Here is a 19,404-nt window from a genome sequence, read left to right as displayed (position 1 = left end):
AAGCCCGAATCACGTGGGGGGCTATCCTCCCCCCCGTTGGGTGTGGCGGCTCCCCGCCCCCCCCCCCCCCCCCCGTGCCGCCGGGTGGAGTTCGTCCAGGCGGATGTGCACCGGGCCGTGGAGGCACTGGGCGGCCGCCGGTTCGACGTGGTCTACACCGGCAAGGGGGCGCTGTGCTACCTGCCGGATCTGACGGCCTGGGCGGGGATCGTCAGCGCGCTGCTCCGGCCCGGCGGGACGCTGTACCTGGTCGAGTTCCATCCGCTGCTGGACGCCCTCGGTCCGGCGCCGAGCCCGGACCCGCGGCGCCAGCAACTGACGCTCCGTTACGACTACTTGGCGGGGCGCGGCGCCATCCGGAGCGATGCGCCCAGCACCTACACCGACGGGCCGCCGGTGCGGGGGGCGACGACCAGTTACGAATGGCGGCACGGGCTCGGCGAGGTCGTCTCCGCCGTGGTGGGCGCGGGGCTGACCGTCCAACTGGTGCGGGAGACCGAGCTGTTGCCCTGGAAGCGGTTCGACTCGATGGTGCCGGCCGACAACGGCTGGTGGCGGCTGCCGCCCTCGGAGCCGATCATCCCGCTGCTGTACGCCCTGCGTGCGGTGAAACCGGCGGCCTGAGCCAGCGGACCGGGCCCGCCGGGCGCCTCACGCCCGCCGGTAGAGCGAACGCAGCAGCTGGTCCTTGGCCGGCCCGGTGACCCGCCACCGCAGGTGCCACTCGTCGGCCGCGACGGCGGTGAAGGTCCCCGCGTAGCGGTCCGCGGAGCAGGGGTGGACGGCGTTCCACCGTCCGCCCCTGAGGTCGAGGTCGTGGAAGGGCCGGCCGTCGTCGAAGCGGATCTCGGCGGTGCCGTCGGGGCGGGGGCGAAGGCGCAGCGTGCGGCTCGCCGGGTACTCCGTGCCGTCCCACGTCAGCCGCCCCTCCTCGACGTGCAGCAGCTCCTCGCCCGCCGACGGCTCCCCGCCCCCGCCCGGCCGGAACTCCGCGGTCCCGCGGAAGCGGCCCTCGACGCCGGCTCGCAGGTCGTACACGGTGCGCTCGACGCGCCAGCAGCCGGCGAGGTATGCGGCGACGTCGGCGACCGGGTAGGGCACCACCTCCGGCGCGCACCGCGTCCCCGCCTGTGGCACCGGCCCGCTCGACGACATCCCCGACATGCCCCCATTCTCCCGCCCGCCCCCTGCCGTCACCCCATCGGCCCCGCCCCGCGCCGCGCTCCCCTCTCCCCGGCCCCTCGTACCGTGCGGACCCGCGGTGCCCGCCTTACGCTCGGTGCAGTGATCGTCACCGAGGTCCGGTGGCCGTACGCCGTCGGCCAGGGCGGCACGCCCGCTCGCCGCCGCCTCGTACGAGCCCGGAGACCGGAGGCCCCCATGCCGGAGCTGTTCATCGGCGGTCAGTGGACCGCAGCGGCCGACGGGCAGGTGCGGGAGATCCGCTGCCCGGCGGACGGCACGCTGGTCGCGACCGTCGACGAGGGCGGGCCGAAGGACGCGGCGGCCGCGATCGCCGCCGCCCGTCTGGCCTTCGACGACGGGCCCTGGCCGCGGACCCCGACCGACGAGCGCGGCCGGCTGGTGCTGCGCGTCGCCGAGCTGCTGGAGCGCGACAAGGACGCGCTGGCCCGGGCGGAGTCGCTGGACACCGGCAAGCGGCTGGTCGAGAGCGTCTACGACATGGACGACATCGCCAAGTGCTTCCGCTACTTCGGCAACCTGGGTGCGGCCGGCGGCACCGACCGGGTGGTGGACACCGGCATCGCGGAGACCGACAGCACGGTGCGGCACGAGCCGGTCGGCGTCTGCGCGCTGATCACCCCGTGGAACTATCCGCTGCTGCAGACCGCCTGGAAGGTCGCGCCCGCGCTGGTCACGGGCAACACGTTCGTCCTCAAGCCCAGCGAGCTGACCCCGCACACCGCCATCCACCTGATGCGGCTGCTGGCCGAGGCCGGGCTGCCGGCCGGCGCCGGCAATCTGGTGCTGGGCACCGGCCCGGAGGTGGGCGCGCCGCTGACCGAGGACCCGCGGGTGGACATGGTGTCGTTCACCGGTGGTCTGGCCACCGGCCGGCGCATCATGGCCGCGGCCGCCCCCACGGTGAAGAAGATCGCCCTGGAACTGGGCGGGAAGAATCCGAACATCGTCTTCTCGGACGCCGACTTCGACACCGCGGTCGACTACGCCCTGACGGCGGTCTTCCTGCACTCCGGGCAGGTCTGCTCGGCGGGCGCCCGGCTCCTCGTCCAGGACGAGCTGCACGATGCGTTCGTCGACGAGCTGGTCTCCCGCGCCCAGCGGATCCGGCTGGGCGGGCCGTTCGACGAGCACGCCCGCACCGGGCCGCTGATCTCGGCCGCGCACCGCGCGAAGGTCGAGGCGTATGTGGCGGCCGGGCTCGACGAGGGGGCCGTGCTGCTCTGCGGCGGCTCGGCGCCCGACGACCCGTCGCTGGCGCACGGCTTCTACTACCTGCCGACCGTCCTGGACGAGTGCACCCCGGACATGTCCGTCGTACGGGACGAGTCGTTCGGGCCGGTGCTGACCGTCGAGCGGTTCCGCGACGAGAACGAGGCGGTCTCGCTCGCCAACGACACGGTCTACGGGCTGGCCGGGGCGGTGTGGACGCAGGACAGCGAGCGCGCCCACCGGGTGGCGGCCCGGATGCGCGCGGGGACGGTGTGGATCAATGACTTCCATCCGTACGTGCCGCAGGCGGAGTGGGGCGGGATGAAGCAGTCGGGCGTGGGGCGGGAGCTCGGGCCCGCCGGGCTGGCGGAGTACCAGGAGGCCAAGCACGTCTGGCGCAATACCGCGCCACGGCCGCAGAGGTGGTTCGAGTGACGGATCCCGGGTCCGTGCACCCCCCGGCAGGGGACGATCACTCGCACGACGACGCCTCGCTCGCCGAACTCGGCTACAAGCCCGAACTCAAGCGCACCCTGGGCAACTTCCACACCTTCGCCGCCGGCATCAGCTACATCTCGATCCTCACCGGCACCTTCCAGCTGTTCTACTTCGGTGTCGCCCACGGCGGCCCGGCGTACTGGTGGTCCTGGCCGATGGTCTTCCTCGGGCAGCTGATGGTGGCGCTGTGCTTCTGCGAGCTGGCCGCCCGCTATCCGGTGGCCGGCTCGATCTACAACTGGGCCAAGAAGCTCGGCGGCCCGCACATCGGCTGGCTCGGCGGCTGGATGATGCTCACCGCGACCATGGTCTCGCTGTCGGCCGTGGCGCTCGCCTATCAGGTGACGCTGCCGCAGATCTCGTCGTGGTTCCAGTTCATCGGCGACGGCACCGGGCAGTCGGCGGCCGCCAACGCGGTGGTGCTCGGCACCGTACTCGTCACCTTCACCACCCTGGTCAACGCGTTCGGCGTCAAGCTGATGGCGCGGATCAACTCGGCCGGCGTGGCCATCGAGCTGATCGCCGCCATCGTCCTGATCGTGCTGCTCGCCGCGCACATCACCCGCGGCCCGGGAGCGGTGACCAACACCTTCGGGCTGGGCGAGGGCGAAACCCTCGGCTACTTCGGGGCGTTTCTGACCGCGTCGCTGGCCTCGGCGTATGTCATGTACGGCTTCGACACGGCCTCGTCGCTCGGCGAGGAGTCCAAGGACCCCGGCCGCAACGCGCCGCGGGCGATCCTGCGCGCGCTGGTCGCGTCCTTCCTCATCGGCGGGCTGATCCTGCTCTTCGCCCTGCTCTCGGTGCCCGACCTGCACGCCGAGGAGCTGTCCGTGGACGGACTGCAGTACGTCGTCCTCGCCACCCTCGGCTCTACGGTGGGGCAGATCGTGCTCTGGTGCGTGGTCATCGCGATCACCGTGTGCGAGCTGGCGGTGCACACCGCGGGCATCCGGCTGGCGTTCGCGATGGCCCGGGACAACAATCTGCCGGCCGCCTCGCTGCTCGCCAAGGTCAGTCCGCGCTTCCAGACGCCGGTGCTGCCCGCCGTCGTGATCGGTCTGGTGGCGATCGGCATCCTGGTGCTCAACGTCAACCAGCCGCAGATCTTCTCGGTGATCACCAGCATCGCGATCATCATGATCTATCTGGCGTATCTGTCGGTCACCCTGCCGATGCTGATCCAGCGGCTGCGCGGCAAGTGGACCCCGCTGGAGGGGAGGTTCTCGCTGGGCAGGTTCGGCGTGCCGATCAACGTCCTCGCCGTCCTCTGGGGCATCGGGATGTCCCTCAACCTCGCCTGGCCGCGCGCCGCCGTCTACAACGCGACCGGCCCGCAGCACTGGTATCTGCGCTGGGGCGCGTTCCTGTTCATCGGCGTCGTGGCGATCGGCGGCTTCACCTACTACTGGTTCGTCCAGCGCAAGCGGACCGGCGTCCTGGCCATGCACGCCGCCGTCGGCCCCGACGACGGCGGCCCGGGCGGCCCGGGCTCCCCCACCACCCCCACCCCCTGACGGGAGACGGCGCGATGCCCCAAGAGACCCCCGTGGAAGAGTTCGACTATGTCGTGGTCGGCGGCGGCACGGCCGGCGCCGTCGTGGCGGCGCGGCTGAGCGAGGACCCCTCGGTCACGGTCTGTCTGCTGGAGGCCGGTCCGTCCGATGTCGGCGACGACAACGTGCTGCGCCTGGATCGCTGGATGGGCCTGCTGGAGTCCGGTTACGACTGGGACTACCCCGTCGAGCCGCAGGAGAACGGCAACGACTTCATGCGGCACGCCCGTGCCAAGGTGCTCGGCGGCTGCTCCTCGCACAACTCCTGTATCGCCTTCTGGGCCCCGGCCGAGGACCTCGACGAGTGGGCCGCGCGGGGCTGCCAGGGCTGGAGCGCGGCCGACTGCTTCCCGCTCTACCAGCGACTGGAGAGCAACGACGCACCGGGCGACCACCACGGCCGCTCCGGCCCGGTCACCCTGCGCACCGTCCCGCCGCGCGACCCGTGCGGGGTGGCCCTCCTGGAGGCCTGCGCGGCGGCCGGCATCCCCACCACCCCGTTCAACACCGGCAGGACCGTCGTCCGCGGCGCCCACTGGTTCCAGATCAACTGCCGCCCGGACGGCACCCGTTCCTCCGCGTCGGTCTCCTACCTCCACCCCGTCATGGACACCCGCCGCAATCTCGACGTGCGCACCGGACTGCAGGCCAAGCGCCTGAACTTCACCCCCTCCCGGCGCTGCACCGGTGTGGAGTACCTCGCCCCCGACCTCTTCCACAGCCGTACCGTCAACGCCCGCCGCGAGGTCGTCGTCTCCTGCGGGGCCATCGACACCCCCAAGCTGCTGATGCTCTCCGGCATCGGCCCGGCCGACCACCTGAGGTCGATCGGCATCGAACCGCTCGTCGACGCACCGGGCGTGGGCGACAACCTCCAGGACCACCCCGAGGGCGTGATCATGTGGGAGGCCAGGCAGCCCATGGTGACCTCCTCCACCCAGTGGTGGGAGATCGGCGTCTTCGCCGACACCGAGCCCGGCCTGGACCGCCCCGACCTGATGTTCCACTACGGCTCGGTGCCCTTCGACATGAACACCTACCGCCGCGGCTACCCCACCTCGGACAACGCCTTCTGCCTCACCCCGAACGTCACCCGCGCCCGCTCGCGCGGCACCGTCCGCCTGCGCACCCGCGACTTCCGCGACAAACCCAAGGTCGACCCCCGCTACTTCACCCACGAACACGACGTACGGGTCATGACCCACGGCCTCCGCCTCGCCCGCGAGATCGTCGCCCAGGCCCCGATGGCGAGCTGGGCCGGCGTCGAACTCGCGCCCGGCCCCTCCGCCCACTCCGACGAAGACCTGCTCGCCTACATCCGCGACACCCACAACACCGTCTACCACCCGGCCTGCACGGTCCAGATGGGCGCTCCCGGCGACGACGCGGCCCCGCTCGACCCACAGCTGCGGGTCAAGGGCGTCACCGGCCTGCGGGTGGCCGACGGCTCGGTGATGCCGTTCCTGACGACCGTGAACCCCTGCATCACGACGATGATGATCGGGGAGAAGTGCGCCGACATGATCCGGGGCGGCTGATCGCGGCACCGCCGGCCGTCCTTGCGGATCCCGGCCGACGCGCGGATCCTGGGCGGGCCCAGCGGATCACGGCACGACCGGCACGACAAAGACCTACGAGGTGGGCTCCCTTCGCCGGCATTGTCCGGATCAGGTGCTTGGGGGTCGCCGTCCGGTCTCACGACCTTTCAGCCTCTCAGCCCGACCTTTCTTCTAGTCCTCGGCGAGAGCCAGAGCTCCCTTACCCCGAGGCCAGTCCGGTCGAACTCCCTCGCTCGCCCCGTAGGCCGGTCTTCAGGATACTCCCGGACAAGGGGAATGGAACAGTCAAATCGGATAAGTTGCCGGGATTTCCCGAAGGGCGCTCGCCCCGACCCCCAAAACGAAGAAAACCCCTGATCAACAGGGGTTTTTCGCTGGTGTCCGAGGGGGGACTTGAACCCCCACGCCCGATAAAGGGCACTAGCACCTCAAGCTAGCGCGTCTGCCATTCCGCCACCCGGACTAGGTGTGATCTTCGCGGGGCGTTCCCCGCGGCGACATGGACAACAATACCAAGGTTTCGGAGTGCCTTTCACCTGCGTATCCGTGCGGGGCATAACCTCGGTTTATGGGCAATGACGGACACATCGCTCATCTCACTGGGCCGCGCAGGCCACGGGCTCTCTCACCGCTGCGGGAGCATCTGCGGGACACCTTCTGGTTCGCTCCGACCGCGGGACTGCTCGGTGCGGTGCTGCTGTGGTGGGCGGCGTCGGCCGTCGACCTGGAGATCGTCGCGCTGCTGCAGCGCGAGCGGGCGTACGGCGCGGTCCGGGAGCTGATGGCGATCGCGGACGACGCCAAGACGATCGTGACGACGATCAGCGCGGCGATGATGACCTTCATCGGCGTGGTCTTCAGCATCTCGCTGGTCGCGGTGCAGATGGCCAGCGGGCAGCTCACCCCGCGGGTGGTGCGGATCTTCGTCCGGAGCCGGATCAGCAAGATCACGCTCACCGTCTTCCTGGCGACGTTCCTGTTCTCGCTGCTGGTGCTCACCTCCTACGAGAGCGAGAGCAGTGCGCGGGAGATCACCTCCGTACCGGTCGTGCAGAGCCTGCTGACGCTGGTGCTGGTCGGGCTGAGTCTGGTGCTGTTCATCGCGTATGTGTCCGCCACGCTGCGGCTGATGCAGGTGGGGCCGGTGGTGGACCGGATCACGCGGGAGACGCTGCGGATGCTGGCGCGGCAGGCTCCGGGCAGCGAGGACGGCGAGGACGATGCGGGGGTGCGGGCACCGGAGACCGGCTGGCTGGCGCATGAGGGGCGGGCGGGGGTGGTGCGGGATGTGCATGTGGCGCGGCTGGTGCGGGTGGCGCGGCGGCAGGGCGTCGTACTGCGGCTGATCCCACGCATCGGGGACTTCGTGACGCCGGGGACGCCGGTACTCGCGGTGCACGGCGGGACGCCGCCGCGGCGGGCGCTGTTGCGGTACACGGTCTCGGTCGGCGTCGAGCGCACCTTCCACCAGGATCTCGGGCTGGGGCTGCGGCAGTTGGCGGACATCGCGCTGCGCGGGCTGTCGCCGGCGGTGAACGATCCGACCACGGCCGTGCAGTGCCTGGACCGGATCGTGCAGATCCTGGCGGTGGTGGTGCACCGGCCGCTCGGGTCGGTGCACCACCGCGACCGCCGGGGTGTGGTGCGGCTGACGCAGCGGGTCCCGGGGTGGGCGGATCTGGTGGATCTGGGGCTGACCGAGGTCCGGGCCGCCTCCGTGCACAGCCCGCAGGTGACGCGACGACTGCTGGCCGGCATCGACGATCTGCTGCTGCTCGCACCGCAGGAGCGGCGGGAGCCCCTGGTGCGGCACCGCGAACTCCTGCTGAGGGCGCTGGAGCAGGCGGTGCCGGAGGCGGCGGACCGGCGGTTCGCCGCGCACCCCGACCGGCAGGGCATCGGTTAGGGGCGGGCTGGATGCGCGGTCCGCCCCGGTCCACCGGGCGGGCCCAGGGTGCCCGCCCCCCGTGGCCGGCGGCCGGCTACGGCATCAGGTGGTAGTCCGGGAAGTTGCCCGGCAGGCGCTCGGTGGCCGGACCCTCGGTCACCGCTCGGACCAGGAGCTCGCCGCCGACGAAGGCACCGCTCCAGGAGTTGCCGAAGCCGCCGAAGAGCTCATCGCGGTCGCCGCGGGAGCGGGGCTTGTTGTGGCCGACCTTGAAGGCGCGGATCTGGGGCGCGAGGCGGTCGTAGGTGTCCTTGTCGTCACAGGAGAGGCTCGCGACCAGGGCGCCGTTGCTGGCGTTCATGGCGGCGAGCAGTTCGGCTTCGGTGTCGACGAGGACGACGGTGTCGACGGGGCCGAAGGGCTCGGCGTGGTGGAGGGGCGAGGAGGGCGGCGGGGCCAGGAGGGTGGTCGGCGGGAGGTAGGCGGAGGTGTCCTGGTCGGGCAGGAAGTGGCCGTCGCCGAGGGCGCCCCGGTGCAGGGGGACGGCGCCCCGGGAGACGGCCTCGGTCGTGAGGTCGGCGAGTTCCTTGGCCTTGGCCGCGTTGATCAGGGGGCCGAAGTCGAGTTCGGGGAGCGGGTCGGCGGGGGCCGCGACGGCCAGGGGGTGGCCGAAGCGGACGCTGCGTACGGCCGGGAGGTAGGCGGCGAGGAAGTCGGCGAAGGCGTCGCGCTGGACGACGAAGCGGGGGTAGGCGGTGCAGCGCTGTTTGGCGTAGTCGAAGGTCTTGCGCAGCAGGGGGGTGAGGGCGGACCAGTCGGTGTAGTTCCAGATCCCCCAGGTGTTGAGGCCCTCCTGTTCGAGGATGTGGCGCTTGCCGAGGTCGGCGACGGCGGTGGCGACGCGGGCGCCGGTGTCCCGGCCGCCGACGAAGGAGACACAGCCGATCTCGGGCGAGCGGACGAGGGCGGGCGAGAGCTCACCGCCGCTGCCGCTGACGAGGGTGGCCGGGACCCCTTCCCGGGCGGCCAGCGCGCAGGCCAGGGTGAGGCAGACCAGGCCGCCGTCGGTGGGTGTCTTGGCGATCACGGCGTTGCCCGCCAGCGCCTGGACGAGCATCGCGTGGATCAGGACCGACATGGGGTAGTTCCAGCTGGCGATGTTGCTGACCGGTCCGGGCAGCGGGGTGCGGTCGGCGAGCATCCGGTCGATCTCGTCGACGTACCAGCGGACGCCGTCGATGGCGCGGTCGACATCGGCCTGGGCGAGCTTCCAGGGCTTGCCGATCTCCCAGACCAGCAGCAGCGCGAGCAGTTCGCGGTGTTCGGTGAGGGCGTCGAGGGTGGCGGAGATCCGGGCCTTGCGCTCGGCCAGGGGGACCTGTCGCCAGACGCGGTGCTGGTCGAGGGAGGCGCGTACGGCCTGCCGCGCGGTGTCCGCGTTCAGGCGGGGCGGGCCGGCGATGGGGGTGCCGTCGATCGGGCTGGTGGCGGGCAGCGGATCTCCGTCCGGGTGCCAGGAGGCGGCCCAGAGGTTGAGGGCGTGATCGTCGCGGAACGCCTCGGGGGCGGCCGCCAGGCTGCGTTGCCAGGCGTCCGGCCAGGACGTGCCGGGCTTCAGGGCCAGGGTCGGGGTGGTGTCGGGGGTGGGTGCCATCGGTTGTCTCCGCTCTCGGTGCACGGCCGGAGGGGCAGGGTGGTGGCGCTCGGGCGGCTCCCTGAGAAGCCGTTACCGGACGGTAGTGGGCGGGGTGGCACCGGGGGGCGGTCCGGCGTCAGGTTATGGCGAGTGTCACTCTTCGTGGGCGGCGGGGCCACCTGGGTGAGGCGAGTGGTGGGCGGATCGCTCCCGCCCCCTGGCCGGACGGCACCCACCCGCCCTCCGGCCGCCGGTGGCTCGTCCCCTGCCCACCCCGTGCGAGCAGGCCCGTGCCGGCCGCTCGACCCGACTGCTCGGCCCGACCGCCGCCGCCCCACCGGACATCGGCGATCCGATGCGGGAACCACACCTTCGACACCGGGAATCACGCCGAGGTGCTCGATCTCGTCGGCGTCCGCGGACTGCTCGTGGTGGCGATCCGCGCGTGCTTCTTCGAGGGCCCGCCGAAGAACTGAGGCCCTAGACCAGCCACTTCCCCTCACGCATGAGAGTCCGCCCCGTCATCTCCGGGACCGTTCCCCACGCCTGCAGAACCTCCGGCGTGACCTCGAAGAAGACATAGGAGGAGTGATCCTTCCGAGGATCCCAGCCGTCCTTGGCCGCGAAGGCATCGCCCACCTCGGCCGGCAGCTCCTCGCGGGTCAGCATGCGCGCGGTGCCGTGGACCAGGACCACGTCCCGGGTATGGCCGAAGGAAAGACGGACCCGTCCGTTGGCGGAAAGGTTGCGCCCCGTCGGGTTGGTGACGCGGGTGGCCAGCCACACGGCCTCCCCGTCCCACCAGAAGGCAAGCGGAACGAGGCACGGCTCGCCGGTGGCGTCGGCCGTGGCGACCCATACATCGTTGTCCCGCACGAGCCGTTCCAGCGCCTCGCGCTTGCGCTGCTCCGGGCTCCGGGGTCCGCGTGGAGGAGAATCGACTGACGTCATGGAGCGAGGTTATGGCGGGTGGCACCACCGCACATCGGTCAGCGGAACTAGGACTCGGGGCCGAGAGCCGGAGGGTCCGCACCCCGAACAGCCCAAGGGCGAGTAATCCGTGTGCGCTTGTCAGTGACTGGCCGTACGATTCGCGCCATGGCGACCACATGCGTCCCAGATGCCGCCGAGGCCAACGAGCGCATACGCGCGTTCATGGCCGCCCGCACCGGTCGGCCCCTGTGGCCCGACGAGCAGGCCGAGTACGAGCAGTTGCTCGCAGCATGGGCCGCTTCGGCACGAAGGGGAGCGAACCGCTGACGCCGAGCCGCCGCGGTTCGGAGCGTCTCCACGGTTGAACACCAACGCGCGGTCAGCGAGCTGACGGTGGGAAGGCTACGAGCCGGCCGTTCGTGATGCGACGTACGTCATGGTCACCGCGCCGCGTGATCAGCTCTCGGGTCCTGCGCCTGCGCCCTCGCGAGATCCGTTCGCGGCGGCGCCCTGGTTCGCGATCGCCTTATGGTGGCGCACCACTTCATCGATGATGAAGTTCAGGAACTTCTCGGCGAACGCCGGGTCCAGTCGGGCGTCCTCGGCCAGTCGGCGCAGCCGCTCGATCTGGGCGGCCTCGCGGGCCGGGTCGGCGGGCGGCAGGCTGTGCCGGGCCTTGAGCTCGCCGACCTGCTGGGTGCACTTGAAGCGCTCGGCGAGCAGATGGACCAGGGCGGCGTCGAGGTTGTCGATGCTGCTGCGCAGGTAGCCCAGCCGCTCGCGGGCCGCCTCGTCGGCGACGGAGGCCGCTTCGCCGGCCGCCGGTGCTGTCCCTTCGCTCATGTACCTCTCGCCATTCATGGTCGGTCGTGCGGTGCTTCGGTCCTGATCGGGTGAAGATTACCCGGCCGGCGGCAGGCGCCCGGGGCTGGTCTCGCGGATCGGACGCGTGGCGGGCGGGGGCCCGGGGCGGACCGTCCCTACTCCGTCTCGCGCACCCGCTCGTGGTACGTACGGCGGGTGTGCTCGGTGTGGGCGCGCATGAGGGCCGTGGCGCGCTCCTCGTCGCGGGCGGCGATCGCCGCGATCAGCTCGCGGTGCTCGATCCACGACGTGTTGCCGCGCTGCCGGGCGACCGGCGTGCAGTACCAGCGCGCCCGCCGCCCGACCTGTGCGGAAAGCTCCGCCAGTACCGCGTTGCCGGCCAGCTCCAGCACCTTGGCGTGGAAGGCGGCGTCGGCCGCCACCGCGTCGTCCACCGCGTCGTCCGCCACCGCGCGCTCGCCCTGGGCGCACAGCCGCTCCAGCTCGGCGATCCCCGCCGCGCCGGCGTTGGCCGCGGCAAGCCGGGCGGCCTCCGCCTCCAGCAGCGTACGGACCGTCAGCAGCTGGTCGGCCTCCTCCTCGGTGGGCTCGTGGACGAACGCCCCCTGTGCCGGCCGCAGATCCACCCAGCCGTCGGTGTGGAGCCGTTGCAGCGCCTCGCGGACCGGCTGCCGGGAGACGCCGAGGTGCCTCGCGAGCTCGCTCTCGACCAGATGCCGGCCGGGCCGAAGCGCACGGGTGGTGATCAGTTCGAGCAGCGCCTCATAGACGCGCTCGCGCAGCGGACCGGGGCGTTCGAGCTTCGGCACGGTGCCCTGCGGCAGCCCTTCGGACGGCATCGAGGTCCCCCTCTGTGGACGCGTGCGGCACCCTGCGGGTCGGCGAACGGCTCTTGCCGATGAGCGATTGGCTATCGTCTACAGTCTACCGGCGCGCCCCTCCACCATGCCGGACGACCGGGGCCACCTGCCCACCGCAGGCACCGCGCCCCGGTGGCGGCCAACCCCTGGGGGAACGAGGCTGGTTGGGCCCGGCCGGCCGAGGCGGCCGCACGCCGCGCCGCCGGCGGCCGGCACACCCGCCATATGCAGGACAATGGGGGCGCCAAGGTCACCGGAACGAGTGGGACTGATCAAGCCATGGGACGTGTCACGGAACGACGCAAGGTGATCCGTATCCGCGACGGTGCCGTGAGCACCCGCCCGGACACCCTCGTCGCCGAGGAGCCGATGGAGATCCGGCTCGGCGGCAGGCCGCTGGCGATCACGATGCGCACGCCCGGTGACGACTTCGCGCTGGCCGCGGGCTTCCTCGTCAGCGAGGGCGTCCTGGCGCGCGCCGACGAGCTGGCGAACATCGTCTACTGCGCGGGGGCGACCGGCGAGGGCGGCGCCAACACGTACAACGTCGTCGATGTGCGGCTCGCGGACGGGGTGCCGGTCCCGGACATCACCCTGGAGCGCAACGTCTACACGACGTCCTCGTGCGGGCTGTGCGGCAAGGCCAGCCTGGAGGCGGTGCGCACCACCACCCGCTGGCCGCTGGACGCCTCCCCCGGCACCCCGGCCCGCCTCGCACCCGCCACCCTCGCCGCCCTCCCCGACCGGCTGCGGTCCGCCCAGCGGGTGTTCGACCGGACCGGGGGTCTGCATGCCGCGGCGCTGTTCACCACCGACGGGGAACTGCTCGACGTACGGGAGGACGTGGGGCGGCACAACGCGGTGGACAAGATCGTGGGCCGGGCGCTGCAGCAGGGGCTGCTGCCGCTGTCCTCGTGCGTGCTGATGGTCTCCGGGCGGGCGTCGTTCGAGCTGGCGCAGAAGGCCGTGATGGCGGGGATTCCGGTGCTGGCCGCGGTCTCGGCACCGTCCTCGCTCGCCGTCGACCTGGCGCAGGAGACCGGGCTGACCCTGGTCGGGTTTCTGCGCGGCTCCTCGATGAACGTCTACGCGGGTGAGCACCGCCTCGCCCTGAGCGCCGCGGCCGCCACCGGCTGAGGCGGCACACCGGGGCCGGGCGGCCGGCTTCGCCGCCGGCAAGACGCGCCCCTGCGCACGTCAGCCGGGCGGTGTCCGTACCTCCCGTACGTCATCCGGAGCCCACCGGGCGGCAGCCGCTCCCCCAGCGGCAGCTCACTCCCCCGGCAGCGCGATCCGGGTCAGCAGCGCGATCAGCTGCTCGCGCTCGGCGGGGGTGAGCGCCGCGGTCAGCTCCGCGTTGGCCTCGTCGCCGAGCCGCTGGGTGCGGCGCAGGCGCCGCCTGCCGTCGGCGGAGATCTCGACGGCGTTCTTGCGCCGGTCCTTGGGGTCGGGGGTGCGGGTGACCAGGGCGTCCTTCTGCAGGTCGTTGACGATCGCGACCATGTCCTTGGGGTCGATGCCCAGGGTCCGGCCGAGCTCCGCCTGGGAGACCGGACCGAGCTCGTCGACCGCCGACAGGACGGCGTGGTGCATCATCCGCATGCCCTCGGCGGCGAGGGCATCGGCGACCAGGCGGTGGCCGCGGGCGGCGGCGCGGCCCAGGAGCCAGCTGGGGAGCGCGCGGATGCGGCTGGGGGCGTAAGAGGTGTCGGCCATGGATCCACCGTACCGAGAATCCATTGGGTCTCCCTACGAAAAGTCGCGGAAATCCATTGGCTTCCCCAACGACTTCGGCTTATCGTTGGGGGACCCAATGAAACGGCCGGTGTCCGCCGGTCCGACTCCCACGGAGGTGGCGACCCATGCGCCGAGTCCGATTCCATGCCTACGGCGGTCCGGAAGTCCTGCGCGTCGAGGAGGCCGAGCCCCCGGTGCCCGGCCCCGGTGAACTCCTGGTGCGCACCGAGGCGATCGGTGTGACGCTGCCGTGCGTACGGCGACTGCGCGGCGACGGCAAGGGCGGCGGCGATCCGCTCCCCAGTACGCCCGGCGGGGAGATCGCCGGCGAGGTCGTGGCGCTCGGCCCGGACGTCACCGGCTTCGCCGTCGGCGATCGTGTCACCTCGCTCACCCTCACCGGCTCGTACACCGAACTCGCCCTCGCGCCCGCCTTCCTGGCGAGCCGGATACCCGAGGGGGCGAGCGCCGTGGAGGCGGTCGCGCTGGTGCGCAGCGGGCATGTCGCGCTCGCCGCGCTGAGCACCGCCGCACCGCGGGGCACCGAATCCGTACTGATCACCGGTGCGGCCAGCGGCACCGGGCACCTCGCCGTCCAACTGGCCAAGCTCCAAGGGGTGCCGCGGGTGGTCGCCGCGGTCGGTTCGGCCGCCAAGGCGGAGTTCCTGCACGGGCTCGGGGCCGATGAGGTGGTGACCTACGACCAGGAGTCCTGGGGCGAGCCGGTCGACATCGTCCTGGACGGCGTCGGCGGGGAGCTGCTGCCGCGGGCGCTGGCCGCCCTGGCGGAGGGGGGCCGGCTGGTCTTCTTCAACTCCGGTGGCGGCACGGTCCCGGCGTATGAACTGCTGGCCGGCTCCAAGACGGTCACCGGACTGACGATGCGCCGGTTCGCCGCCGTCCACCGGGAGCTGTACGAGCAGCACCGCGCGCAGCTGTGGGAGCTGGCACGGTCCGGCCGGCTGCGGGCCGCCGTCCACGCCGAACTGCCGCTGGCCCAGGCCGCCAAGGCGCACGAGATCATCGAGGCCAGGGCCAATCTCGGCAAGGTGGTGCTGCGGCCGTGACGCACCGCGGGGGCGGACCGGGCGTGCCGTGTCACCCGCTCCTGCGGCACACCCGGCGCACCCGGCTCGCGCAGCGCACCAGGCCCACCCGGCGCAGTGCCTGCGGGCCGGGTGAGTGAATTCCGGCTGTGGCGCCGAGAACCGATGCAGGCTCCTTGTCGCGGTCCACACGCGGCAGTAGCTTCCGTCAGGGATGCACATAGGACGTGGGATGTCCTGATGACCCGACCGCCGATCCCTCGAAGGGCAGGCCGGACCATGACGTCAGTTCTCCGCGCACACCCCAGCCCCCGCCGCAGACCCCGGCACCACCGCACCACCGCCGCGCTCGCCGTGCTGACCGCCTCGGTCCTCGCGCTGCTGCCGACCGCCCCCGCACACGCCGTGCCTGACGGGACGTCGGGCGGCGGACCCGCCGCGACGGCGCCGCCCGCGGGCGGTTTCGAGCAGCAGATCCTCTTCAAGGCCTCCCAGGAACGGGGCTACTTCTGCTTCCGGATACCAGCCGTCGTGCGGTCCGCGCGCGGCACCCTGCTCGCCTTCGCCGAGGGCCGCCGGCACGACTGCGGCGACTCCGGCGACATCGACCTGGTGCTCAAGCGCTCCACCGACGGCGGCCGCACCTGGGGCCCGCTCCAGGTCGTCAACCAGGGCGGCGGAGACACCCACGGCAACCCGGCCCCGATCGTCGACCGCCGCACCGGCCGGATCGTCCTCGCCGAGACCTACAACAAGGGCCGCGACGACGGCCTCAGCTGCGATGTCCCCTGCGACCGCACCCCGCACCTCCAGTACAGCGACGACGACGGCGCGACCTGGTCCGCGCCCCGCGACCTGACCCCCGGCATCCGTCCCCCGCAGTGGAACTCCTGGTACGCCACCGGGCCCGTGCACGGCATCCAGCTCACCCACGGGCGGCACACCGGCCGGCTGGTCTTCGGCATCAACGCCGAGAGCTACGCGGACAACCGGGTCACCGCCAACCACGCCGCACTGATCCACAGCGACGACGGCGGCGCCACCTGGAAGGTCGGCGCGCTGGACAGCTGGCCCATCGCGGCGAACGGAACGTTTCGTCAGAAGCCCTCGGAGATGACCCTCCTGGAGCGCTCCGACGGCTCGATCTATGTCAACGGCCGTGAACAGGACGGCACCGACCTGGGCCATCGTGACGCCGCGGTCAGCCGTGACGGCGGCGAATCCTTCACCGCGCCGTTCCGCGCCCTGCCCGACCTCTACTCCCCCATGGTGCAGGGCTCGGCGCTGCGGCTGCCGCATCCGTACGGCGGCCGCGGCCGCACCCTGTTCGCGGCGCCCGCCGATCCCGACCGGCGCCGGACCATGACCATCCGCTCCTCCTGGGACGAGGGCCGCACCTGGGAGGGCGTCGACCGGGGCGCCCGGGTCACCACGGACTGGTCCGGCTACTCGGACCTGGTCGCCGTCTCACCCGACGTCATCGGCCTGATGTACGAGGGCGGCGCGGTCGACGCCCGGGACGAGATCCGCTTCGTCCGCTTCACCGAGGGCTGGCTCGGCCCGCGCCGCGCCCCGGACCCCACCACCCGCGACGCCGCCCCCGGCGCCCGGCCGGCCCTCGTCCTCGGCGGCGCGAGCACCACGGGCGGCCGGTTCGGCCAGGCCCTCTCCTTCGACGGCAGGGACGACGCCGTACGCCTGCCGTTCCGCGCCTCCCTCCCCCTGGGCGCCCACGACTTCACCTGCAGCCTGTGGTTCCGCTACGACGCCCGGACCGGCGAGCAGCCGCTGCTGTGGATGGGCGGCGTGGGCACCAGGAGCCCGCAGGTCGCGCTGACCGGCGACCCCCGCAACGGCCGGCTGCTGGCCCGCGTCACCGCCGTCGACGGTGCCTCTTCACCCGCCACCGCCCAGGCCGCGACCGCGGCGGCCTACAACGACGGCGACTGGCACCATCTGGCGCTGCGCCGCACCGGCGGCCGGCTGCTGCTCACCGTGGACGGCACCGAGACCAGCGTCGTGGCCGACGTCCCGGGCTCGGTCAGCCGCGGGTCGGTCTTCGGCGTCCACCTCGGTCAGAAACCGGACGCCCGCGCCCAGTTCACCGGTGCGCTGGACGCGGTACGGGTCTACCGGCGGGCGCTGACCGACGCCGAGCTGTCCGCCGTACGCACGGACGACGCCTCGGTGCCCGCGCCGCTGGTGCTGGGGCTGTCGCTGGACCGGGTACGCGGACCGGGCCGGTAGTACGCGTCCGCGACCGCCGCCGCGGCGGGACCGGCCTCCCGCCGCGGCTCCGGCTCCGGCTCCGCACCGGCCGCATACCGCCGCGCCAGCACCGCGCACACCATCAGCTGCATCTGGTGGAACAGCATCAGCGGCAGGACCATCAGGCCCGCCTGGGCGCCGAAGAGGACGCTGGCCATGGGGAGGCCGGCGGCCAGGCTCTTCTTGGAACCGGCGAAGGTGATGGCGATGCGGTCCGCACGGGGGAAGCCGAGCCGCTTCGCGCCGTACGAGGTGAGGGTCAGCATCAGCGCGAGCAGCACGGCCTCCACACCGAGCAGGCACAGCAGTCGCAGCCAGGAGACCTGGTGCCAGATGCCCTGGACCACGCCGGCGCTGAACGCGGCGTAGACCACCAGGAGTATCGAACCGCGGTCCACATAGCCGAGGGCCTTCTTGTGGCGGGCGAGGAAGCCGCCCTCCGGTCGCCCGCCGGCGTCCCGCCCGCCGCGCCGCGTCCGGCCCCTCCGGCTCCACCAGCGGCGCAGCACCTGCCCGGCGGCGAACGGGAGCAGCAGCCGGCCGACGATCGAGAGCAGCGAGTCGGCGGAGAAGCCGCCGCCGTCCCCGTGCAGCACGAGCCCCGCCAGCAGCGGTGTGAGGACGATGCCGGCGAGGCTGGAGAACGAGCCGGCGCAGATCGCCGCCGCCACGTTGCCGCGGGCGAGGGAGGTGAAGGCGATCGAGGACTGGACCGTGGAGGGCACCAGGCACAAGAACAGCAGCCCGGTGTAGAGGGTGGGCGGCAGGACGTACGGGACGAGGCCGCGGGCGGCCAGGCCGAGCACCGGGAAGATCACGAAGGTGGCGGCCAGGACGGTGAGGTGGAGCCGCCAGTGGCGCAGTCCGTCCATCGCCTCGCGGGTGGAGAGCCGGGCGCCGTAGAGGAAGAAGAGCAGTGCGACGGCTCCGGTGGCGGCGCCGTCGGCGACGGTGGCGGCCACTCCGCGGGCGGGCAGCAGCGCGGCCAGCGCGACGGTGCCCACCAGGGCCAGGAGGTAACCGTCCACGGGCAGCCAGGAAGGCGGCTTGAGGGAAGGGCGGCGCATGGTCTCTCTTCGGTCGTCGGACGGCTCTCGGGCGGCGGCGTGGACGGCGCCCTCGTCAGCGTGCCGGTCCGTGCGGCGATCGGGAACCCCTCTTACCGTGGTGACTGTCATCGCAAAGCATGATGAGCACCGGAGGGCCCATGTTCGAGCCCGCGCAGCTGCGCACCTTTCTGGCCGTGGCGCAGACGCTGAGCTTCACGCAGGCCGCGCACCGGCTCGGGCTGCGGCAGTCGACCGTGAGCCAGCACGTACGGAAGCTGGAGGAGGCCGCCGGCCGGCGGCTGTTCGCACGCGACACCCACGGCGTGGAGCTGACCGAGGACGGCGAGGCCATGCTCGGCTTCGCCCGCACGATCCTGGAGGCGAACGAGCGGGCCGCGGGCTTCTTCGCGGGTACCAGGCTGCGCGGCCGGCTCCGCTTCGGCGCGTCCGAGGACTTCGTGCTGACCCGGATGCCGGAGGTGCTCGAAGGGTTCCGCCGGGAGCACCCCGAGGTCGATCTGGAGCTGACCGTCGAGCTGTCGGGGACCCTGCACGAGCTGCTGGCGGCCGGGCGGCTCGATCTCGTCCTCGCCAAACGCCGCCCGGAGGACTCGCGCGGGCGCCTGGTGTGGCGCGACCGGCTGGTGTGGGTGGGCGCCGAGCGGCTGCGGCTGGACCCGGAGCGGCCGGTCCCGCTGGTGGTCTATCCGCCGCCGGCGGTGACCCGGGCCCGTGCGCTGGAGGCACTGGAGCGCCAGGGCCGGCAGTGGCGGATCGCCTGCACCAGCGGAAGCCTGAACGGACTGATCGCCGCAACCCGGGCGGGTCTGGGCGTCATGGCGCATACCAGAGGCATGATCCCGCCTGGTCTGGTCCAGATCCCGCCACGTGCCGGACTGCCGGAACTGGGCGGGGTCGACTTCGTCCTCCTGCACGGGGAGCGCGACCGCGCGGCGCGGGGCCCGGCGGAGGCGCTGGCGGACGCGATCCTCGCGGGCGGCGACCGACTGCAGCTCCCGTAGCCGCGGGCCGTTCCGGGCGGTTCGGACGACCGGGCGTCAAACCAGGTGTCAGGTGCAGAGATTTGGTGCAGATATGGTCCCGGCGTCGTGATCGTACGGCGTCGAAGTACCC

At 72.5% G+C, this 19,404-nt stretch carries 16 protein-coding genes, 1 tRNA gene and 1 pseudogene; 10 read left to right on the top strand and 8 right to left on the bottom strand.

Annotation, left to right across the window (positions count from 1 at the left end; all coding sequences use genetic code 11):
- Positions 1 to 78: 78 nt before the first annotated feature.
- Positions 79 to 624 (top strand): annotated as a pseudogene (locus tag AC0680_RS00920) (class I SAM-dependent methyltransferase); the annotation flags it as partial.
- A gap of 27 nt (positions 625 to 651) precedes the next feature.
- Here AC0680_RS00920 and AC0680_RS00915 read toward each other — a convergent pair.
- Positions 652 to 1,164 carry a DUF6314 family protein gene (locus tag AC0680_RS00915; protein WP_478623708.1) on the bottom strand — a complete coding sequence of 171 codons (513 nt, stop codon included), beginning with the start codon at positions 1,162 to 1,164 and terminating at the stop codon, positions 652 to 654.
- A 216-nt stretch (positions 1,165 to 1,380) separates the two neighbouring features.
- Here AC0680_RS00915 and AC0680_RS00910 point away from each other — a divergent pair, with 216 nt between their 5' ends.
- From AC0680_RS00910 to AC0680_RS00900, 3 genes are read left to right on the top strand one after another with little or no spacing between them, the layout of a single operon-like run.
- A complete protein-coding gene (locus tag AC0680_RS00910) occupies positions 1,381 to 2,850 on the top strand; it encodes an aldehyde dehydrogenase family protein (RefSeq protein WP_478624451.1) in 1,470 nt (489 codons plus the stop codon).
- A complete protein-coding gene (locus AC0680_RS00905) occupies positions 2,847 to 4,430 on the top strand; it encodes an APC family permease (protein ID WP_478623705.1) in 1,584 nt (527 codons plus the stop codon). Before AC0680_RS00910 ends, AC0680_RS00905 begins: the two co-directional genes overlap by 4 nt.
- 14 nt (positions 4,431 to 4,444) lie before the next feature.
- The gene (locus AC0680_RS00900) at positions 4,445 to 6,007 is read left to right on the top strand and encodes a GMC family oxidoreductase (RefSeq protein WP_478623703.1); all 1,563 of its coding nucleotides are present in this window, start codon (positions 4,445 to 4,447) and stop codon (positions 6,005 to 6,007) included.
- 396 nt (positions 6,008 to 6,403) lie between these two features.
- Here AC0680_RS00900 and AC0680_RS00895 read toward each other — a convergent pair.
- A tRNA-Leu gene (locus AC0680_RS00895) sits at positions 6,404 to 6,491 on the bottom strand.
- 105 nt (positions 6,492 to 6,596) lie between these two features.
- Here AC0680_RS00895 and AC0680_RS00890 point away from each other — a divergent pair.
- On the top strand, positions 6,597 to 7,934 hold the full coding sequence (locus tag AC0680_RS00890; RefSeq protein WP_478623701.1) for a DUF2254 domain-containing protein: 1,338 nt from the start codon (positions 6,597 to 6,599) through the stop codon (positions 7,932 to 7,934).
- A gap of 76 nt (positions 7,935 to 8,010) precedes the next feature.
- Here the strand turns inward: AC0680_RS00890 and AC0680_RS00885 are convergent, their stop codons facing one another.
- Positions 8,011 to 9,570: an aldehyde dehydrogenase family protein gene (locus tag AC0680_RS00885; protein ID WP_478623698.1), complete on the bottom strand. Its 1,560-nt coding sequence runs from the start codon at positions 9,568 to 9,570 to the stop codon at positions 8,011 to 8,013.
- Between the two features lie 462 nt (positions 9,571 to 10,032).
- Positions 10,033 to 10,503, bottom strand: a complete 471-nt coding sequence (locus AC0680_RS00880; RefSeq protein ID WP_478623696.1) for a pyridoxamine 5'-phosphate oxidase family protein — start codon at positions 10,501 to 10,503, stop codon at positions 10,033 to 10,035.
- A gap of 147 nt (positions 10,504 to 10,650) precedes the next feature.
- Between AC0680_RS00880 and AC0680_RS00875 the strand changes: the two genes are divergently transcribed.
- Positions 10,651 to 10,812, top strand: a complete 162-nt coding sequence (locus AC0680_RS00875; RefSeq protein WP_478623693.1) for a hypothetical protein — start codon at positions 10,651 to 10,653, stop codon at positions 10,810 to 10,812.
- A gap of 129 nt (positions 10,813 to 10,941) precedes the next feature.
- Here AC0680_RS00875 and AC0680_RS00870 read toward each other — a convergent pair whose 3' ends face one another.
- Both AC0680_RS00870 and AC0680_RS00865 read right to left on the bottom strand, forming a co-directional pair.
- The gene (locus AC0680_RS00870; RefSeq protein ID WP_478623690.1) at positions 10,942 to 11,328 is read right to left on the bottom strand and encodes a chorismate mutase; all 387 of its coding nucleotides are present in this window, start codon (positions 11,326 to 11,328) and stop codon (positions 10,942 to 10,944) included.
- A 137-nt stretch (positions 11,329 to 11,465) separates the two neighbouring features.
- Positions 11,466 to 12,149 carry a GntR family transcriptional regulator gene (locus AC0680_RS00865; RefSeq protein ID WP_478623687.1) on the bottom strand — a complete coding sequence of 228 codons (684 nt, stop codon included), beginning with the start codon at positions 12,147 to 12,149 and terminating at the stop codon, positions 11,466 to 11,468.
- Between the two features lie 300 nt (positions 12,150 to 12,449).
- Between AC0680_RS00865 and fdhD the strand changes: the two genes are divergently transcribed.
- Positions 12,450 to 13,307, top strand: coding sequence for a formate dehydrogenase accessory sulfurtransferase FdhD (gene fdhD / locus AC0680_RS00860; RefSeq protein WP_478623684.1), 858 nt, complete (start codon positions 12,450 to 12,452; stop codon positions 13,305 to 13,307).
- 135 nt (positions 13,308 to 13,442) lie between these two features.
- On the opposite strand, the gene AC0680_RS00855 is transcribed toward fdhD, so the two are convergent.
- Positions 13,443 to 13,886 (bottom strand): MarR family winged helix-turn-helix transcriptional regulator, encoded by a 444-nt coding sequence (locus AC0680_RS00855; RefSeq protein ID WP_478623681.1) that lies wholly within the window; start codon positions 13,884 to 13,886, stop codon positions 13,443 to 13,445.
- Positions 13,887 to 14,032: 146 nt separating this feature from the next.
- Between AC0680_RS00855 and AC0680_RS00850 the strand changes: the two genes are divergently transcribed.
- Together AC0680_RS00850 and AC0680_RS00845 are read left to right on the top strand one after the other, a co-directional pair.
- Positions 14,033 to 14,974 carry a quinone oxidoreductase family protein gene (locus AC0680_RS00850; RefSeq protein ID WP_478623678.1) on the top strand — a complete coding sequence of 314 codons (942 nt, stop codon included), beginning with the start codon at positions 14,033 to 14,035 and terminating at the stop codon, positions 14,972 to 14,974.
- A gap of 258 nt (positions 14,975 to 15,232) precedes the next feature.
- A complete protein-coding gene (locus tag AC0680_RS00845; RefSeq protein ID WP_478623675.1) occupies positions 15,233 to 17,200 on the top strand; it encodes an exo-alpha-sialidase in 1,968 nt (655 codons plus the stop codon).
- Here the strand turns inward: AC0680_RS00845 and AC0680_RS00840 are convergent.
- Complete coding sequence (locus tag AC0680_RS00840) at positions 17,083 to 18,288, bottom strand: bile acid:sodium symporter family protein (protein ID WP_478623672.1); 1,206 nt, start codon at positions 18,286 to 18,288, stop codon at positions 17,083 to 17,085. The genes AC0680_RS00845 and AC0680_RS00840 overlap by 118 nt on opposite strands.
- Before the next feature lie 140 nt (positions 18,289 to 18,428).
- Here AC0680_RS00840 and AC0680_RS00835 point away from each other — a divergent pair, with 140 nt between their 5' ends.
- On the top strand, positions 18,429 to 19,292 hold the full coding sequence (locus AC0680_RS00835) for a LysR family transcriptional regulator (protein ID WP_384432803.1): 864 nt from the start codon (positions 18,429 to 18,431) through the stop codon (positions 19,290 to 19,292).
- The last annotated feature ends 112 nt before the right edge of the window (positions 19,293 to 19,404 follow it).

The sequence above is a fragment of the Streptomyces sp. NPDC043738 genome (genome assembly GCF_056436545.1).
This window is presented reverse-complemented; position numbering and strand designations above follow the sequence as displayed.

Coding starts and splice junctions, on each gene's coding strand:
- AC0680_RS00915 (WP_478623708.1), bottom strand. CDS start 1,164: ATGTCGGGGATGTCGTCGAGCGGGCCGGTGCCACAGGCGGGGACGCGG.
- AC0680_RS00910 (WP_478624451.1), top strand. CDS start 1,381: ATGCCGGAGCTGTTCATCGGCGGTCAGTGGACCGCAGCGGCCGACGGG.
- AC0680_RS00900 (WP_478623703.1), top strand. CDS start 4,445: ATGCCCCAAGAGACCCCCGTGGAAGAGTTCGACTATGTCGTGGTCGGC.
- AC0680_RS00890 (WP_478623701.1), top strand. CDS start 6,597: ATGGGCAATGACGGACACATCGCTCATCTCACTGGGCCGCGCAGGCCA.
- AC0680_RS00885 (WP_478623698.1), bottom strand. CDS start 9,570: ATGGCACCCACCCCCGACACCACCCCGACCCTGGCCCTGAAGCCCGGC.
- AC0680_RS00880 (WP_478623696.1), bottom strand. CDS start 10,503: ATGACGTCAGTCGATTCTCCTCCACGCGGACCCCGGAGCCCGGAGCAG.
- AC0680_RS00875 (WP_478623693.1), top strand. CDS start 10,651: ATGGCGACCACATGCGTCCCAGATGCCGCCGAGGCCAACGAGCGCATA.
- AC0680_RS00870 (WP_478623690.1), bottom strand. CDS start 11,328: ATGAGCGAAGGGACAGCACCGGCGGCCGGCGAAGCGGCCTCCGTCGCC.
- AC0680_RS00865 (WP_478623687.1), bottom strand. CDS start 12,149: ATGCCGTCCGAAGGGCTGCCGCAGGGCACCGTGCCGAAGCTCGAACGC.
- fdhD (WP_478623684.1), top strand. CDS start 12,450: ATGGGACGTGTCACGGAACGACGCAAGGTGATCCGTATCCGCGACGGT.
- AC0680_RS00855 (WP_478623681.1), bottom strand. CDS start 13,886: ATGGCCGACACCTCTTACGCCCCCAGCCGCATCCGCGCGCTCCCCAGC.
- AC0680_RS00850 (WP_478623678.1), top strand. CDS start 14,033: ATGCGCCGAGTCCGATTCCATGCCTACGGCGGTCCGGAAGTCCTGCGC.
- AC0680_RS00845 (WP_478623675.1), top strand. CDS start 15,233: ATGACGTCAGTTCTCCGCGCACACCCCAGCCCCCGCCGCAGACCCCGG.
- AC0680_RS00840 (WP_478623672.1), bottom strand. CDS start 18,288: ATGCGCCGCCCTTCCCTCAAGCCGCCTTCCTGGCTGCCCGTGGACGGT.
- AC0680_RS00835 (WP_384432803.1), top strand. CDS start 18,429: ATGTTCGAGCCCGCGCAGCTGCGCACCTTTCTGGCCGTGGCGCAGACG.